This window comes from Alkaliphilus peptidifermentans DSM 18978, assembly GCF_900101495.1.
In the GTDB taxonomy this organism is placed as follows: domain Bacteria; phylum Bacillota; class Clostridia; order Peptostreptococcales; family Natronincolaceae; genus Alkaliphilus_C; species Alkaliphilus_C peptidifermentans.
Genome location: NZ_FMUS01000023.1, coordinates 34,316 through 52,165 on the forward strand (window position 1 = coordinate 34,316; position 17,850 = coordinate 52,165).

General features: G+C 34.5%; 18 protein-coding genes and 1 riboswitch. Of the genes, 1 reads left to right on the plus strand and 17 read right to left on the minus strand.

Features of this window, described 5'->3' with window-relative positions:
- Window positions 1-29 precede the first annotated feature (29 nt).
- Window positions 30-443, plus strand: a complete 414-nt coding sequence (locus BLP68_RS15370; protein WP_091545522.1) for a transcriptional regulator PerR — start codon at window positions 30-32, stop codon at window positions 441-443.
- On the opposite strand, the gene cobD is transcribed toward BLP68_RS15370, so the two are convergent.
- The 17 genes from cobD to BLP68_RS15455 all read right to left on the minus strand — a co-directional run bounded on the left by cobD (window position 440) and on the right by BLP68_RS15455 (window position 17,837).
- On the minus strand, window positions 440-1,552 hold the full coding sequence (gene cobD, locus BLP68_RS15375; RefSeq protein WP_091545524.1) for a threonine-phosphate decarboxylase CobD: 1,113 nt from the start codon (window positions 1,550-1,552) through the stop codon (window positions 440-442). The two genes, BLP68_RS15370 and cobD, sit on opposite strands and share 4 nt — an antisense overlap.
- A 151-nt stretch (window positions 1,553-1,703) precedes the next feature.
- Window positions 1,704-2,669 (minus strand): adenosylcobinamide-phosphate synthase CbiB, encoded by a 966-nt coding sequence (gene cbiB / locus BLP68_RS15380; protein WP_091545526.1) that lies wholly within the window; start codon window positions 2,667-2,669, stop codon window positions 1,704-1,706.
- The gene (locus tag BLP68_RS15385; RefSeq protein WP_242877003.1) at window positions 2,663-4,198 is read right to left on the minus strand and encodes a cobyric acid synthase; all 1,536 of its coding nucleotides are present in this window, start codon (window positions 4,196-4,198) and stop codon (window positions 2,663-2,665) included. The genes cbiB and BLP68_RS15385 overlap by 7 nt, the downstream gene beginning before the upstream one ends.
- Window positions 4,195-5,454 carry a heme ABC transporter ATP-binding protein gene (locus BLP68_RS15390; protein ID WP_176759061.1) on the minus strand — a complete coding sequence of 420 codons (1,260 nt, stop codon included), beginning with the start codon at window positions 5,452-5,454 and terminating at the stop codon, window positions 4,195-4,197. The genes BLP68_RS15385 and BLP68_RS15390 overlap by 4 nt, the downstream gene beginning before the upstream one ends.
- Before the next feature lie 13 nt (window positions 5,455-5,467).
- Window positions 5,468-6,508, minus strand: coding sequence for a FecCD family ABC transporter permease (locus tag BLP68_RS15395; protein ID WP_091545529.1), 1,041 nt, complete (start codon window positions 6,506-6,508; stop codon window positions 5,468-5,470).
- A 126-nt stretch (window positions 6,509-6,634) separates the two neighbouring features.
- A complete protein-coding gene (locus BLP68_RS15400) occupies window positions 6,635-7,609 on the minus strand; it encodes an ABC transporter substrate-binding protein (protein WP_091545531.1) in 975 nt (324 codons plus the stop codon).
- A 20-nt stretch (window positions 7,610-7,629) separates the two neighbouring features.
- Window positions 7,630-8,229, minus strand: a complete 600-nt coding sequence (locus tag BLP68_RS15405; RefSeq protein WP_091545533.1) for a histidine phosphatase family protein — start codon at window positions 8,227-8,229, stop codon at window positions 7,630-7,632.
- Between the two features lie 10 nt (window positions 8,230-8,239).
- On the minus strand, window positions 8,240-8,974 hold the full coding sequence (gene cobS, locus BLP68_RS15410; protein ID WP_091545534.1) for an adenosylcobinamide-GDP ribazoletransferase: 735 nt from the start codon (window positions 8,972-8,974) through the stop codon (window positions 8,240-8,242).
- Window positions 8,974-9,516, minus strand: coding sequence for a cob(I)yrinic acid a,c-diamide adenosyltransferase (locus BLP68_RS15415; RefSeq protein ID WP_091545536.1), 543 nt, complete (start codon window positions 9,514-9,516; stop codon window positions 8,974-8,976). Before BLP68_RS15415 ends, cobS begins: the two co-directional genes overlap by 1 nt.
- A 14-nt stretch (window positions 9,517-9,530) precedes the next feature.
- Complete coding sequence (gene cobU, locus BLP68_RS15420) at window positions 9,531-10,094, minus strand: bifunctional adenosylcobinamide kinase/adenosylcobinamide-phosphate guanylyltransferase (protein WP_091545538.1); 564 nt, start codon at window positions 10,092-10,094, stop codon at window positions 9,531-9,533.
- A 105-nt stretch (window positions 10,095-10,199) separates the two neighbouring features.
- Window positions 10,200-10,376, minus strand: a riboswitch (cobalamin riboswitch).
- A gap of 67 nt (window positions 10,377-10,443) precedes the next feature.
- On the minus strand, window positions 10,444-11,718 hold the full coding sequence (locus tag BLP68_RS15425; RefSeq protein WP_091545540.1) for a lipase family alpha/beta hydrolase: 1,275 nt from the start codon (window positions 11,716-11,718) through the stop codon (window positions 10,444-10,446).
- Window positions 11,719-11,796: 78 nt separating this feature from the next.
- Window positions 11,797-12,351 carry a methylated-DNA--[protein]-cysteine S-methyltransferase gene (locus tag BLP68_RS15430; RefSeq protein ID WP_091545541.1) on the minus strand — a complete coding sequence of 185 codons (555 nt, stop codon included), beginning with the start codon at window positions 12,349-12,351 and terminating at the stop codon, window positions 11,797-11,799.
- Window positions 12,323-13,015 (minus strand): DUF2225 domain-containing protein, encoded by a 693-nt coding sequence (locus BLP68_RS15435; protein WP_091545543.1) that lies wholly within the window; start codon window positions 13,013-13,015, stop codon window positions 12,323-12,325. The genes BLP68_RS15430 and BLP68_RS15435 overlap by 29 nt, the downstream gene beginning before the upstream one ends.
- A 139-nt stretch (window positions 13,016-13,154) precedes the next feature.
- The gene (locus BLP68_RS15440) at window positions 13,155-14,585 is read right to left on the minus strand and encodes a VanW family protein (protein WP_176759062.1); all 1,431 of its coding nucleotides are present in this window, start codon (window positions 14,583-14,585) and stop codon (window positions 13,155-13,157) included.
- 163 nt (window positions 14,586-14,748) lie between these two features.
- A complete protein-coding gene (locus BLP68_RS15445; RefSeq protein WP_176759063.1) occupies window positions 14,749-16,728 on the minus strand; it encodes a cell division protein FtsA in 1,980 nt (659 codons plus the stop codon).
- Window positions 16,729-16,866: 138 nt separating this feature from the next.
- Window positions 16,867-17,520 carry an endonuclease III gene (nth, locus tag BLP68_RS15450; RefSeq protein WP_091545547.1) on the minus strand — a complete coding sequence of 218 codons (654 nt, stop codon included), beginning with the start codon at window positions 17,518-17,520 and terminating at the stop codon, window positions 16,867-16,869.
- A gap of 35 nt (window positions 17,521-17,555) precedes the next feature.
- Window positions 17,556-17,837 carry a DUF503 domain-containing protein gene (locus tag BLP68_RS15455; RefSeq protein ID WP_091545549.1) on the minus strand — a complete coding sequence of 94 codons (282 nt, stop codon included), beginning with the start codon at window positions 17,835-17,837 and terminating at the stop codon, window positions 17,556-17,558.
- Between the last annotated feature and the right edge of the window lie 13 nt (window positions 17,838-17,850).

Below are 17,850 nucleotides of genomic sequence, written 5' to 3' on the forward strand. Positions count from 1 at the left end.
TGCTTTACAAAATTTTGGGGGGTGTTTAGATGGAGACCCTAGTAAGAACATTGAAAGACAATAGGTGTAAAATTACACCACAGAGATTAGCAGTATATCATGTTTTAAAGGACAACAAAAATCATCCTAATGCGGAAGCAATCTTTAAAATGCTTGAACCTAGTTATCCTACCATTAGCTTAGCTACAGTGTATAAATCACTTGAATTATTTGCAGATCTCGGTTTAATCCAAGTAATAAATCTTGGGGAAAATAGCTTTAGATATGATCCTAACCCTCAAATTCATCCTCACATCATTTGTACAAAATGCAATAAGGTTGAAGATCTATCTGAAGATTATTTTAAGGATCTTGTTTCAACTGTAGCCAGCATCGCTAATTACACCATAACCAAACAGCATTTATCCTTTTATGGTTTATGTCCGGCATGTAACTCTCATTAACACTTGTTAATCCAAGTGTTTTTTTCTTTTATAATACTCTTTAGCTCTTTAATTAACCTTTCATTTGAGGCTCCATCTTTAACAGCTAATCTAATATATTTTTCATTTAATCCCTTAAAGCTAGAGCAATCTCTTATTAATATACCCCTTTTAAGTAAATTTGCCTGAAGGGTTTTTGCTGTATAATTATTTTCTAATAGCTTAAGTAGCACAAAATTTGTTTCAGAGGAAAAAACCTTTAGCACTTTAATTTCATTTAGTTTATTAAAAAAATTAACCCTTTCATTTTTAAGCCATTTAAAGCTATTTGCTACATACTTATCCTCTGATAAAAGTATTCTGCCAAAATAACTGGCAAAAGTGTTGATATTCCATGGCAATGATAACAATTCAATTCTATTTTTAATATCTAAATTACTGGTTACACCGAATCCTAGGCGTAAACCTGGTATTCCATAAAATTTTGTAAAGGCCCTTACAACCATTAGATTTTTATATTTTTTGCATTCATTCATCAATGTATGTATACCCATTTCATCAGCAAAATCCATAAAAGCTTCATCTATTATCAGGAATATATTATTTTCCTCACAGAAATCAATAATACACATCATCTCACCCTTTGAGATCAACCTCCCTGTAGGGTTATTTGGATTACATATTATTACCATATCAATACTTTTATCAGCAGCTAAATATTTTAACAAATTATCAACATTTAATTGAAAAGAATCCTCTTCCCTTAAAAAATAGTGAATAATATTTTTTCCTCCAATATTTAAGGCCCTTTCATATTCACTGAAGGTTGGCTGTACTATTAGAGTATTTCGGGGAGCTACAGCATTAATAAAATCAAATATAATTTGTGCTGCGCCATTCCCCACCAATATATCCTCTACACTTAATCTATAATACTGTGCTATAGAATCCTTCAATTCATGATAATTAATGTCTGGATATTTTGTTAAATCATCAATCCCGTCACATATAATCTTTTTCAAACCATCTGGTACTCCTAAAGGGTTAATATTTGAACTATAATCTAGTATACTATCTTTAGCAATACCGGTTCTTTTTTCAATTTCGTATATATTTCCACCATGAGTCATTTATATCCCACCTAATAAGATTATTAACATGATCAAAAGCATTTATTGCATTAATTATCTATGGATAAAATGCTTTTGTTTCCAGGGAACCCATGCGTTCCCTAGGACGCTTCGCTGTATCCTCCTTATTGGAGATAATGGGGGGACCCCCTTAAAAACCCCCTATTGCATAGAACCTATTAACGAACTTTCCTATGCAATAAAAAAATACCAGCCCAACAAAGGAGGCAGCGTACATTAGTTTTATGGTTTTTAAAATAACATGAGGCTCTAACGGTTTTATCCTAATACCTATCGTAGGCTTGTCTATAATCTTTCCAAAATATTTACTGGGTCCCCCCAGTTGAATCATTAGAGCACCTGCCACTGCTGCTTCAGGATACCCAGAGTTAGGACTGCTATGGTTTCTACCTTGAGTCTTTGCCATTTTCAATGAGTCAATGTAACTTTCTCCCGTTAGTAACCCACCTATAGCAATAAATAAAACACTTAGCCTGGCTGGTATATAGTTGACTATATCGTCAAGAATTGCAGAAGCTTTTCCAAAATATAAATATCGGCTGTTTTTATAGCCCACCATTGAATCCAGGGTATTTATTGCTTTATATGCCATTGCCAATGGAGCTCCGCCTATTGTAAGATAGAACATAGGGGCAATGATACCATCAGATATATTTTCTGCTATAGTTTCCACCGTTCCTCGAACGATCTCTTCCTTTGTTAATGAATTTGTGTCTCTACTTACTATATATGACAGCTGATGCCTTGCCTTTACTATATCATTATTTTGGAGGGCTTGTAGCATCTTTTTACCTTCATCACCTAAACTTTTGGTGGCAAGGACTGTGTAGGAAAAAGCTATTGTTATAATAATTCCTAAAGCAAAGTGGAGGGTATATGCGGCTTTGATAATGATATATGTAGTTATATAGCTTGTGGCTACTACTATTACTGTTAGTATGACTCCCATTAATAGTTGAGCCTTTTCTGATTTTTCATTATAAAGGTATGTTTCTAAGCTGCTAATAAGCTTACCTATAAATCGCACTGGATGTGGAAAATTTTGTGGATCACCAAGTAGCAGGTCTAAAAAGTAACCTCCAAGTAATACTAGCATGGGCTTTCTTCCCCTAAAATTTTATATATAGTCTTAATATCTACATTTTCTCTAAAAAGATTAGCAAGCTTATTATACTCATTTTCCTTAAACTCATTAAGGGTACTAGTAGACTCTATTTTGTTTAGTCCTTTTACTTCAAGAAAGTAATTTACAAGCTTAGTAGTAAAGTCCATTTCATCAAACACTCCATGTAGGTATGTACCAAATACTCTACCGGACTCACCTATTGCTCCATCATAATAGTCAGCTTCGGTGCCTAATTTATTGGTGATGCGAATAAAGGGAATGGCGTTTTTATGTAATACAGTTCGACCCATATGTATTTCATAGCCAGATACCTTCATGGGTGTATCGTCATTATTGAAGGTAATCCCCTTAGTTTCAATTAACCCCTCCACCTGGGTTGTTACCTTACTACCTTCGAAGTTTGTTTCAATATCCAGTAATCCTAGACCCTCAATCTCTTTAATACTACCTTCAACAGAGTCAGGATCAGTTAACTTTTTACCAAGCATCTGGTATCCACCACATATGCCAAAAACAAACGCTCCTTTGTTATAAGCCTTTAGTATTTGGACCTCTAATCCACTATCCCGTAAATATTTTAAATCTGATATAGTATTTTTTGAGCCAGGTATAATAATAATGTCTGGATTATCAATTGAATCAGTATGGGATATATATTGAACCTGTATCTCTGGTATAGTATCAAAAATATGAAAATCAGTAAAATTTGAAATGTAGGGTAAGCGAATTATATCGATTTTGACCCTGTTTTCACCCTCTACTACCCTCTTAAATCGATCGGTTACACTGTCTTCGTCTTCAATATTTAAGTTCCCATAGGGCATTACCCCTATCACTGGTATTCCTGTTAGTTCCTCTATCATTTTTAAGCCAGGCTCCAGTATTTTTCTGTCACCCCTAAACTTATTTATTATAAGTCCTTTAACCCTTTTTCTCTCATTTTCATCCAACAGCATAATTGTTCCGTATATAGATGCGAATACCCCTCCACGGTCTATATCTCCAATGAGAATAACAGGACAGTCTGCTATTTCAGCCATACCCATATTTACTATATCATTTTCCTTAAGATTGATTTCTGCGGGGCTTCCTGCCCCTTCAATAACAACAATATCATAGCTATCAATTAGCTTTTGATATATTTCTCCTATCATATCCTTTAGCTTTGGTTTATGTTGATGATATTCACTTGCTGTCATGTTTTTATATACCTTCCCATTCATAACCACTTGCGCTGCTTTTTCTGCTGTAGGCTTAAGAAGTATAGGATTCATTAAAACAGAAGGCTTAATTTTTGCAGCTTCTGCCTGCATAACCTGTGCTCTTCCCATCTCTAGTCCATCTTCTGTTATAAATGAGTTTAGTGCCATATTTTGAGATTTGAATGGAGTAACACTAAAGCCATCCTCTACAAATATACGACAAAGGGCAGCAGTTAATAGACTTTTACCTACTGATGAGGCAGTGCCCTGAAGCATAATACCTTTTCCTTTTTTCATTTTATTTCCTCCAATAGCTCTAGCATTTTATCCTTTCCTTCAACTACAATTAACCCCTTTTCTCTAAGAAGCTGTATCTTATTTAAGCCCTTTCCGCCGGTATAATCAAATTTGATATTTTCGTTGCTACAAAGCTGGTAGACTCTTTTTCCCTGATTTAGCTGTGCCTCTAAAATATCTAGATTTTTATAATTACCCCACCCTATTGGCACCTCTGTCATTATAACTACATCTGTACTATTTGCTAACTTATGTGCTACCTGCAGGCTATTATCACTTATTTCACTAAAGGGCATTTCCTCTGCCATTTCTAAGTTATACATACATCCAAGCTCCCAATCGCTATCCCCTTTATTTACAACCCCAAGGGTTACTCTATAACCTCTATCAACAAGGGTTTGGATTAGTCCTTTACCAGTTCCACCACCACAAATTATATGTACTCCTACATTTTTGAGTTCTTTTTGTCTTTTTATCAGAGATATTGGATGGATTTGAAGACACCCCGTATAACTATTGCGTTCAATTACCATCTCCATCTCATATGCCTGTTGAAGAATTTCCACTGTCATAACAGCTTCAGTTTTCCCCATGGTTATCAAATTACCCTTATGCATTAGTATAATTTCCCCACTATATCTAGCAGCTAAATTCATGTCATGGAGTACTGCTACAATTGTAACACCCTTCTCTTTATTTAGAGTCTTTAGTAGGTCCAACACCTCGATTTGATGATGAATATCAAGAGATGACGTAGGCTCGTCAAGAAGAATTACCTTTGGCTCTTGAGCAATTGCTTTAGCAATGATAACCCGTTGTCTTTCTCCTCCACTGATTTCATTAATATTTCTATCTCGAAGGTACCATGTATTGGTAGCCTCCATGGCTTCCTTTACAATCGATAAATCTTGGGGGCTCTCCTTCTTAAATCTTTTTATATGAGGATTACGACCCATTAATACAATATCATAGACAGTGAAATCGTAGGATATATTTGTCTCCTGTGGAACAACTGCCATTTCCTTTGCTAAGCTTTTTGTCGAGTAGTCATTAAGCTCATTATCATTTAGAATTATAGTCCCTTTTTCTGGTTCTAGATTGGCTGCTAAAAGCTTCAATAGCGTGGATTTCCCAGATCCATTTGGCCCAATAATAGTAACAAATGACTTTTTTTCAATTTCAAAGCTTATATTGTCAATGATAGTACTTTCATCATATTTAAAGGTTAAATTATTTGCTATAAGTGATTTCGCCATAATATCCTCCATACTATATTACTTTTTTGGTCTTCCTTAATAGATAGATAAAAAATGGCCCTCCTGCCAAAGCAGTTATTATCCCTACAGGAATTTCCGTTGGTGCTATAACTGTTCTGGCTACAGTATCGGCTGCGATAAGAAATATCCCTCCCATAAGGCCACTTGCCGGTATTAATATCCTATGATCTGGACCCACCAGCATCCTCATAACATGTGGTATAATTAACCCCACAAACCCAATAATTCCACTAACCGAGACTGCAAAGGCTGTTAACAATGCACTGGTTATTAAAATTACTCGTTTTACCCATTCAACGTTAACTCCTGTGTTTTGTGCTGTAGATTCCCCCAGTAACAATACATTTAAATCCTTTGCAAATACATAAATGATAATTGATCCAATAATAATAGGAAGAAATGCCACCTGGACATGGTTCCATCCCCTTGAAGAAAAGCTTCCCATTGTCCAAAACACAATACTTGTTACATCCTTTGAGGAGATAACCATAATAAAGGACATTATAGCAGTAAAAAACTGACCTGTTGCAATTCCTGCCAATAGAAGTGTCGTTACTGGCACCTTAGATTTAACCTTTGCTAAGTTATAAACAATTAGTGTAGCAAGTAATGCTCCAAAGAAGGCAAATATTGATACTATACCAAAACCCCATATTACACGGTTTAATTTTAGCATAATAGCAATGGCAGCACCAAGGGCAGCCCCTGATGAGGTTCCTGTTATGTAAGGATCAGCCATTGGGTTTTTCAATAGTCCCTGTAATGCTACCCCTACAATAGACAGACCATATCCAACTAAAAAGGCCAGAAAAATTCTAGGAAGGCGAATATTGGTAATAATCGCCACATGAGGCTGAGGAATACCCGATGTATCAATATTTTTACCAAGTATGGGAATTTGACTAAATATTATTTTTATACTATTAAATATAGAAATATTCGCTGCTCCTATTACAGAGGCTACAGCAATAACAAGAAACAATAATAGCAATAATAATACAATTTGATTAGCAAACTTAAGCTCTTTTTTCATTTTTCCTCCACCAATTCTGGTAATAAAATTATTGAAATTCTTTACACAATAACTCCAATAGATTATACTGCAAATTGTTCATTATAAATAATTTTAAGCCCGCCTTACTCAGGCGGGATTTATACTTTAAAAAACTTCAGGATGAATAGCTTTTGCTATTAATTCAAATGCCTCTATAATTCTTGCTCCGGGCCTAGAAACAATATTGGGCTCTAAAAGCTCTATTTTATCATTCTTAGCAGCTGATATTTCAGAAAAGCCCGGTCTTGACTTTATAGCATTTATTAAATTTAGCTCTTCTTCTTCAGTTAAGAAATCTTTATCTGATGTATGGGCCGGTGCAAGGTAAACCTCTGGATCACGCTCTACCAATGACTCGGTACTAAACTGCGGATAAGCTCCTTCTGCATCAGCAGCAATATTTTCTCCGCCGGCCAGTCGAATTAAGTCATCAATGAAAGAGCCAGGGCCAGCTGTCCTTAGAGGTTCATCCCAGATTTGATAGAATACTCTTCTTGTTGGTTGATCCTTTACCTTGGCAATTATATTATCTCTTTTCTCTTCCATTTCTTTAATCACAGCCTGAGCTTGCTCATCTTCGTTTGTTATAAAACCAATAGCAGCAATGGTATCTAATATTTCTTGTATAGTCTCAGGCATAAATTTCACAACAGTTATTCCAGCAGCCTTTAACTGCTCCACCGCTTCTGGCTGACCTTCGCCATAAACAAGTACTAAATCTGGATAAATTTCTATAATTCTTTCCGTATTTGTTGACCATGAGCTTCCAACCTTATCCTTTGTTTGTGCTTCAGCCGGATAATCACAATAATCTGAAACTGCCGCAAGCTTATCCCCCAAACCTAGGGCATATAAAATTTCCGTCTGACTTGGGGCAATTGAAACAATCGTTTCTGGTTGGGTTTTGATTTCAATTTCATAGCCAAGGCCATCTACAATTACCATAGGATACCTGGAGTCTTCCTGCTGTGCCACTGAATCATCTGGTTGCTCTACTGATACTTCTCCTCCGCTACAGCCGGAAATTGCTCCTACAACTAATGCTATTATCATAAAAAAAACTAACAGATTTCTTTTCATTTATACTCCTCCAATTGAACTTAGTATTTTATTTCGTTTAACTTCACTAATATATTAAAATCTGGTGTAGATTCAATAATTGAGACACTACAATGATCTATTTTAAAGCTCCAGTGTTTTTTAATATCTCCTGTAATTAAATGGGCTATGATGCTCCTAATTACTCCACTATGGGCAACAATTAGTATCTCTTGTCCTTCATGTACTCTTAATAGCTCCTCAACACCAGTTACAACTCTACTATGCATCTCCTTAAGGCTCTCTCCCTCGGGAAAACAGAATTCAATATAATCACTTTGAAGCTCATAAAATTTCTGCGGATGCTTCTCCTTTACTTCCTCCATAGAAATTCCTTCAAACTGTCCAAAATGAAGCTCCCTTAAAGACTCCAATGCTTTAGCAGTATAATTTCTACCATTAACAATAGCTTCAGCAGTTTCTATTGTTCTCTTTAGACCACTATGATATACAACATCAAAATGTTGATTTTTTAAGGATTTGGCTAGTTTTTCAGCTTCACTTCTTCCCCTAGCATTTAGATGGGGATCAGACCAACCACACAATCTTTTATTTATGTTATCGTCGGTTTCACCATGCCGTATAAGATAAAGCTTCGTCATCACTTCACTCCTAAAAAAGTTTTATCGTAATTAGTAAATACAATATATAAGCTACTTCTACCAATTCACATAGGGCACCTAAAGTATCGCCAGTCATACCACCTATTTTATTGCTGCAATGTCTCTTAAAAAATATTGTTATGACCCATAAAATTGGTATATAGAAAATACTTATGGGTTGTAAAATCGTAAACAACAAAGTAATAATTATGCTTATAAATACTTCTTTGTTATTAACCTTACCTATGAAAATATTCCCCAAGCCCTTCTCCCTTGGATATTGGCTATTGAAACAGCCAAACACAAGAGACAGTCTACCAAAAACTGGCATCATTACCAATGCTCCATAAATATCCCAGCTTCTTAAATTCATTAAGCCAAAAACTTTTATGAAAATAATAAATAATATGGCTAAAACGCCATTAGTTCCCAACCTGCTGTCCCGCATTATTTCCAGTATTTGATCTTTAGGTCGATTACTATATAATCCATCAAAGGTGTCTCCTAATCCATCTAGATGAAGTCCTCCTGTCAGTATTACATAGCTGCCTAGGGTTAATATTATAACTACTTGATATGGTAATAATATATTGCTTAGTCTAAAAATAAAAAGTAGTAATAGTCCTAGAATAAAGCCAACAACAGGAAAAAATATGATTCCCTTTTTAAACTCATCATCATAGGGTAGTTCCTTTATAACTGTTATTCGAGATAGAAACTGAAGAATACCTATAAATCTTTTCATTAGCTTTCTATACCCTTTCTGGCATAGATCCCCTTCTCAAATGGGTGCTTTATCATCTTCATTTCAGTAACATAATCAGCTAAATTTATAAGTTCTTCCGGAGCATTTCTACCAGTTAATATTAGTTCTACAAGGGGTGGTTTTTTCTCAATTAGTTCTACTACTTCTTTAATTGTTACTATTTCATTAAATAGCACTGCCATTATTTCATCAAGGATAATAAGATTGTACTCTTCACTTTCTAGGTAAGTTCCTATTTCCTTTATTCCTCTTTCAACTTCCCTTATAGTAGCATTTTTTTCTTCTTCAGATAAAAATTTATAGAAATTATTAAGAGGAGCATATCTTATTAAACTAAAATTAGGTGCCAGCTTTTCAATACTATGTATTTCTCCTGTGTCATCTCCCTTAAGAAATTGAACCATCAGCACTTTATAGCCTCCACCAGCAGTTCGAGTACCTTGTCCTACAGCAGCAGTGGTTTTTCCTTTACCATCTCCTGTATAAATATGAATTAAACCCTTCTCTAGTTGTTTTTTCATTACACTTCAACCCCTTATTTTAATTTCCATGGTATCCCACTTACAACAAAATAAACTTCATTTGCTTCCCTAGCAAGATACTGGTTTATTCTTCCTGCCATATCTCTAAACACTCTAGCCATTTTGTATTCTGGCACTATGCCAAGCCCCACTTCATTTGTAACTAAAACTGTTTTTAAGGGAACCTCTTTAATGATATTAACTAGCTTTTTCATTTCCCCCATTATTGATTCCTCGATTTGATTAATTTCATTAGGTGTAATGCTATCCCAGTCAGTATTATTTTCCAGCATCAGATTGGTGATCAAAAGAGTGACACAATCTAAAAGGATTCCTTTAACATCAGATTGATAGTCTTCTATAACACCATGAAGCTTCTGATATCCTTCATATGTAATCCAATGGGGATATCTTCTTTGTTTATGTTTTTCAATACGATCCTTCATCTCATCATCATAAGCCTGTGCTGTAGCAATGTATAAAACCTTGCCTTCAATATCTTTAAGTGTCTCTTCAGCAAAACTACTCTTTCCACTTCTGGCACCGCCGGTAATTAGTATTATCGATTGATTTTTCATAAATCACCCCACAATAATTTATTTCGAGTAAAATTAAAACCCTTACCATTGAAAACGGTAAGGGTATTCTGCCTGCGCATGAAACACCCCTTCCCTCCGAAGGTTTGTCCTTTAAATGTATTGGCAGGTCTCCTGACTCGCAATTCTACCTATCGACAGCACCTTCCCAGAAATCCAGTGGTTTTGCTGTCTTCGTCCTTGCTTACAGTAGCGGGGGCTGTAGTGGCATTTCACCACTTTCCCTATTAAGCTCTATAAAGCACCATTACATTTTTCAGTATTCAGTTAACCTAATCATATCAGAATATATATTACTACGCAATAGAGAACATTGATTTTAAAGTAAAACTCAAAGCTTTAAAGTAATGATTTGCTCTTTATTTATTAACACCTCTTCATCAAATTCATCTATAATTCCATCCCCCATTATTAATAAATTAAAACTTTCCTTCTTTACTTGATTCATATTGATTTCATATTCACCTTTAGGTATGTTTTTTATAACAATCCAAGAGAAGTTTTTATCGTGTATCTGATGTATATAGTTAAGTTCAGTTATTACATTGCCTTCTTTATAGACTAAAACCCTACTAGCCTCAGCTTCAATGGTAAAATCAATATTTCCATTGAAAATTATATGTAGGGTGGTAAAATCCTCCTGTATTTCATCAGCTTCTACACCATATATACTTGCAAATTCCTTTAGTGCTCCCTTTAATATTCCATGATGGCTTTCTTCAAGTATGATGTTTGTAAAAGGATCTAATCGGGTACTATTCAATGTTACAGTACCATCTCCATCAATAGTTTTTATGGTACCATTTAGGTACTCTTGATTTATTTTAAACTTTTCTCTATCCACTATAAGCATTTGATTAGTTATAAATGAACTCCCCATAATACAATAGCCTTCAAGTACCCTTTTCCTGAGGATATCATCTCTATAATTTAAGCTATTTAATAATTGATTTTTGTATTTTAGATGGCCTCTTGGTACTGTTTCATATCCATTCTCAGATATTTTATAGCATAAGAAATCACCATAGTCATATGTAGGTATCAGATTGCCTAGAGAAGGCATAAGTTCATGTAGTGAATCTATATTGTCAGCTCCAAAAGGGATATTAAGGAGCTTTGATAATATCCATAAATATCCTTTATATAAGTAATTATAAAATGTTTTTTTTTCTTTATCCATTAGTTTCCCCGTAGACCATAAATAATAGGCATCCACTGAGCCACGATTTGGTGTTCCCATCATCACTAATCGTTGTAGATCATTTTTGTATTCGCTTCCTTGAATATAGCAACGGGCAACAATTCCACCATAGCTATGGCACAAAATATCTATCTTTTCATTAGGATGCTTTTTCTTTGCTCTGTCTAAGGTTGGTCTTAAATACTGCGCTTCTATCTCCTTAGCACTCTTACGCCAGTCATAGTAGCAAATAAATAGGTTATCCTCTTTTCGATAGCCTAGATCCTCAAGCCCCTTTATAAAGGGCTCATAGATCCAGCCTGCCACACCAAACCGCCAAGAACCAGTACCTGATATCATTTCCTCACCAATGGAGCCCATTAATCCAGGAATAAACACAATTGGGTTTTTTACAGCCTCTTTCACTATAAACACCTCACCTTTAAATAGATTTTATATAATCTATGCCTAATATAAGGTGTTCATCACAATTAATAATTTCTATTATTCATTTGAAGCTACTTTATCTCCTATTATATTAATACCTTCAAGCTTGAGAAGCATTTCCTTAATATGTAAACCTCCACCATAACCCACCAGCTTACCGTTTGCTCCAATAATTCGATGGCATGGTACTACAATTGGAAGCTTGTTTTTATTATTTGCCATTCCCACAGCCCTCATAGCTTTGGGGTTACCGATTTTTTCTGCAATTTCCTTATAGCTGGCAGTTTCACCATATGGTATTTCCATTAAAGCCTTCCACACCTTAACTTGAAAGTCTGTTCCAATAAAATGTATTGGGCAAGTGAATTCTGTTCTATTTCCTTGGAAATATTCTGTTATCTGATTAATATAGTCGCTATTCTTCTCATCATCCATAACTAGCTTAAAGGTGGGAAAATACCGATTCAATGTATTTAGGAATTCTTCTTCCCCTTGATTAAATTCTATTATGGCTAAGCCACCATTTATTGATGCTATGCTGAGATGGATATTTGCTATTGTAAATATACTATAATACACATTGTTATGCTTTCTTTCTATTTCTTTCTGCATCATATTCCTCCTTTGCCAATCTCCACTGTTCTCTAGCCTTAATTTGTATCTGTCGCTTTTTCTTTATTTCTGGGTTGTCCAAGGCTTTACTATACCATTTGATGGCCTCCATATAAGAACCAAGGCCACGATTGAGTTCTGCAATTAAGTATGCCATTGTTATTTCGTCTAGCCCACCAGTTGGAAGCTTTTCCTGACTATAGGATTCAATAAAATACTTTAGGGCATGCTTTAAGTATTCAATTTCATTTAAATTTTTTTGTTCTCTGTAGATCCACGCTAGCCTAAGGCATAAATTACCTCTATAGGCCTTTGATTTGTTTAAAAGCTGTGCTGTAACCAATGCCAGCTTATAGGTTTCTATAGCCTCTGCTACATTACGCACACCACCAAAATCTCTCTTTAACCAGCGGGCTCTTACATGCTCCCATATAATATTTTTTTGTGGTTTAGATAACTCTATATATTCGCTTTCAGTTGCACTATATCCACATTCAGGGCAAATCCAGACATTATAATAGATTGGGTTAATATCTTTATACACGATGTTATAATCATCATGCTTTTCTAATACTTTAAGCCCTCTGCTTCTTACCTTTTTAGTAGTAAATTGACAGTTGCATACTGGGCAACATACATTCTTATCATACAGTAACACATCCATACCTTCGCCTCCATATGTATTTAAATTTAGATGAATTTATTATAACAAAACTTCCCTCTATAATCTACGAAAACTATAAAAATACCTAGTGAATTTCAAAATGATTTTCACTAGGTTATGGTTCAAATGTAACTATCTATTAATCATCATGTGACGTTTCTTCTATAGCTTCTTCAATGAGTTCTTCTAATTCTTGCTTTTCCTCTGATTCTGCTGTAGCTTTTGGCTTTCTTCCTTCTATAACTATACCATGGACTGGTGTATAATAATCATTTGAAATAAGCTCTCTATTGAGCTCCTTTCCATCCTTTAGATATATTTTATATGTATTTACACGATAACCTTGCTTAGCTTCCTTTTCTATTCTCTTTTCTCCAATATACAGTGATGGATCCTCTTTAGTTGTTATCCTAGGCTGAATTGTTTCGATAACCTCCGAATGAAGTTGAACAGTTATATCCTCAACTTTCTTTCCATACAAGCCGATGTGTATTTGATTACCTTCAACATAGCTTTCTAAATATACAGGATATTCGGTATTATTCATAAACTGAAAATCAATGTGTCCAAATGCTACAGTTGCGTCGTGTCCAAGGGGAACATAAGCAACTGGCAGAGAATGATTTTGTCTTTGTATTATTTCTAGATTTGAACGTACAACTGCATTATATAGTGTTGTAGAAACTTGACAAATACCTCCACCAAGCCCCTGCACCAATTGACCATTAACAATTACAGGAGCCTTTTGATATCCTTTATCTTCTCCCCGTTCTCCTGTCTGATTATTGAAGGAAAACACATCGTTAGGCATTAATAAAACGCCATTAATTTGACTGGCTGCTAAAGCTATATTTGTATTTCTGCCTTTATCATTGGCACTAAATGAGGTTTTAAATTCACCAAGTACATTCTGAATGTTGTTTAGATCGGCTGTAGTAACTTGTGCTTTAATCACATTGGTTGGTATCTCTATATATTCAGTTGAAAAAGCTTCGATACTTATTCTTATCTCTTCCTTTAGTAAAAACTCATCTATTTCATACCCTACAACATCATCTTCTATTATGAATTTACCATTCCTTCTCTTAACTACTGCATTAATGGGTTTAATATTTACTTCATCTTTAACCTCTAACACAATTTTATCAAAAGCTTCTTGGTTATATGATGCTTCTAACTGTATAAATTCTTGGTTGCTACGCAAGCTATAAATCTTAGTTAGCCTCTCCCATGTGCTCCCACTTCTACCGACATTATATGCCTTTTCAACAGCCTCCTCGTATTCATAATGATACCCTAATAGACTGTAGTGAAACTCCCATTGTTTTTCATTGAATTCTAATAAAATTTTATAGTTTTCCAGCTGTTCTTGAAAAATCTCTTCTATTCTTTCTAATGCTTCTTCCTTTGTAAGCTGTCCAACATCTACAGATTCAATATAGATATTGTTGTAAATCTCTTGATTTTCTAATAATAGCGTAGCCATCCAAATTAGCATAATAACAAAAAAAACTAATATTATTCCAATAACTGTAATCTTTCTTTTGTTTTTTACCAGTATCGTTTCCATATTCCTCACCCCTCGTGAAAATAGCATGTCATAAATCATAACTGCTTATTACAGTTTATTTCAAACTAAATGAATTATTCGCTATTCTATATTATTTAATTCGATAATAAATTACATAAAAAAAGACCTTCTTTTAAAAAGGTCCTATAATTCATCTGACTATTTATTCCCATCTTACTATTATTTCATCCCCGTTATTTATTGGAGCAGTATATATTGCAGACTCACCATTTAGCATGATCACCAATTTTCCCTTTATTTTATTACGATCAAAATCAATGTAATTGAAAATATCAACAAAGATCATCGTTTTTTTATCTTTTATGATTTGAAGGGGACTTCCATTATAAATTACCTCAAGCACATTATCATTATTGTCAGATTGTTTTATTTCATCAGTTATTTCATCAATAATTATTGCGTCATTGGAGGTGATTTTTTCGTTTGCTAAAGCACAAGTTCCATTTATAGAAAACTTGTTTTTTTCGATATCAAGCTTAAGGTATTCACATAAATCAGCAATCGAATTAATTTCTTTTGTAATAATACTGTCACTATTTTTTATATGATACAGCTCATCAACCAATTGGTCATTTACCCATATCTCATAAATTTTTCTCATTTTTTTCCCGTTTACCTTAATTGCTTTAGTTACGTCTATTACATCGTTAATTAGTGGAGATGCGTCTTTGCCTTCCTTTGCTGATACTATGCGGATTTTATCGTCATTACTAATTATTGCATCTAGGTTAGCCTTTTTATTATTTATGAATATTTCTGCTACTTCTCCATATTCACCACTTATAAGTTTTTCTTGTCCATTAATAATAATTTGTATAGATTTACCTCTCTTTGGTATAAGCTCTCTAGGACTAAATCCAGTTAAAACTAGAGCATCACTAACCTTTAATTGTTTAGACTGAAATAGCTTTATTTTTTCATCATTTACAGTTATTTCAACAAAATCCTTTGACTTACTATCAATTGCCTTTGCTAAAATTCCTATAGGTGTTATTCCTTCTGGTCCTTCTATTATTAGTTCATTAGCCTCTAGGTTTTGAATCATCTTAACACCTCTGACTGTCACTCTTTCCAAAGGTATTTCCAATTTTTCAGCTATAATTTCAGGTAAGCCTGGTAGCAGGCTTCCCCCACCAATCAAGAAAACTACACTTGGCGCCTTCCCATTTTGAATTACTATATTATTACAAATATCTTCTGCTATTGCCTTAATTGAGTGCTTTATCGTACTAAGAATATCCTTTGATTTAATCTCATGGGTTATTCCAATTATATCAGTAAACTGCTGTATGTCATCCTTATAAAGATTGCATTTTAGTTTTTCAGCACTATCGAAATCTAAAAGATACGCCTTTGCTATGGCTTCAGTTATTTCATCTCCAGCAGTTGAAGTCATTCCATAAGCTACAACTGTTCCATCTTTAGTGATGGCAATATCCGAGGTTCCTGCTCCAATATCCACCAATGCAATATTTAATAGCCGTACATTTTGAGGAACAGCCACTTCAATAGCTGCAATTGGCTCTAATGTCATATAGCTTACCTCAAGGCCTATCTTGGCCATAACAGTATACAGGCTATCCACTACAAGGTGTGGTAGGAAGGTTGCTAAAACATCTATTTTCACTTTTTTCCCACGATGCCCCAATAGATTCGTTATAAGTCCATCGTTCAAATAATTGTTTACAATTGTATGGCCAATACAAAAATAATTTGTCAATTCATTTGATTCTTCTTCAAGCATCATCTGGGCCATTTGCAGGGCCTCTATCTCCAAGCTATTAATTAAATGTTTATCAATGGCTTTTCCTTCATCTATTTCCTTTTCCACCTCAACACGGCAGGTTTTAAGAGCTCTACCAGCAGCAGCAATTGCTACTTCCTTCAATTGATAACCTATTTTATCTTCTAGCTGCTCCTTTACGTTTCTAGCCACCTGTACAACACCCTCAATATCATGAATCTGTCCATCGTACATAGCTCTAGTTTGATGAAACTCCATGGCACTATGATGAATTGTAATTTTTTGATCCTTATACGCTCCCAACAATCCAACAACGCTCCGAGTTCCGATGTCAAGGGCAAAAATCATTGATTCTCTATTTAAATTATTTTTTTCCATGAACGACATCCTTTCCAAGCTCACATTCCATATGACATATTTCTGCATAAACTTGCTTTTTCCTTTTTATTCATGGAAAAACATATACTTTTTAACACATAGCAAGAAAGTGATGAACTCCTTTTTTCCATTTTATATTCATACTTTATTATTTTCCCTATAGTATAAGCACTCATTACTTAATAAGCATTTCCCACATAGGGGTTTTCTTGCCTTGCAAACTCTTCGTCCATGGTAAATCAACCAATGATGTGCTTCTGACCAAAGGTTTTGAGGTATATTTTTCATCAGCTGCTCCTCTGTCTTTAAAACATCATCTGCATTAGCTAGTCCTAGCCTATTTGAAACTCTAAAAACGTGTGTATCTACAGCTATGGCATCTTTATCAAATACATTGCTTATAACAACATTGGCTGTTTTTCTACCGACTCCCGGCAACTCCATAAGCTGTTCTCTTTCCTCCGGTACTTCTCCATTATATCTATCTACAAGTATTCTACAGGTAGCTAATATATTTTTACTTTTACTTCTATAAAAGCCGCAGCTATGAATCCAATTTCCCAATTCTTCTTCTGTAAGCTTTAAAAAATCCTCTGGGCTATCGTATGCTTTAAACAGCTTAGAAGTAACTTGATTCACTCTTTTATCTGTACATTGAGCTGCTAGAATTGTTGCAATTAATAATTGGAATGGACTATTAAAATCAAGTTCACTTTCTGCCCCAGCATATAAGTCATGAAGGTTTTTAAGTACTACTTTTATTTTTTCTTTAGTTAAAGCTTTTTTCTGCATATCCTGCCCCCTAGTAGAACAGAGTTTCAAAGATTTTACAATATTTCAACATCACAGTTGGTTATGTCAAATCTTCCATCTCTTTCAATAAATTTTACTACACTATTAATTACTTCATCTGCATGTTTCCTGCTATTGCTTACACAGGAAAACCCGATCTCTGCCACCTGCCATTTATCCATCTCTCCCACCTCAGCAATGGAAACATTAAACCTTGTCTTTACCCTTTCTATTACACTTTTTATTATATGTCGTTTTTCCTTCAATGAATTTACCTCAAATAACATTAATCTTAAATTACAAACACCAACTAGCAATTCCCCCACATCC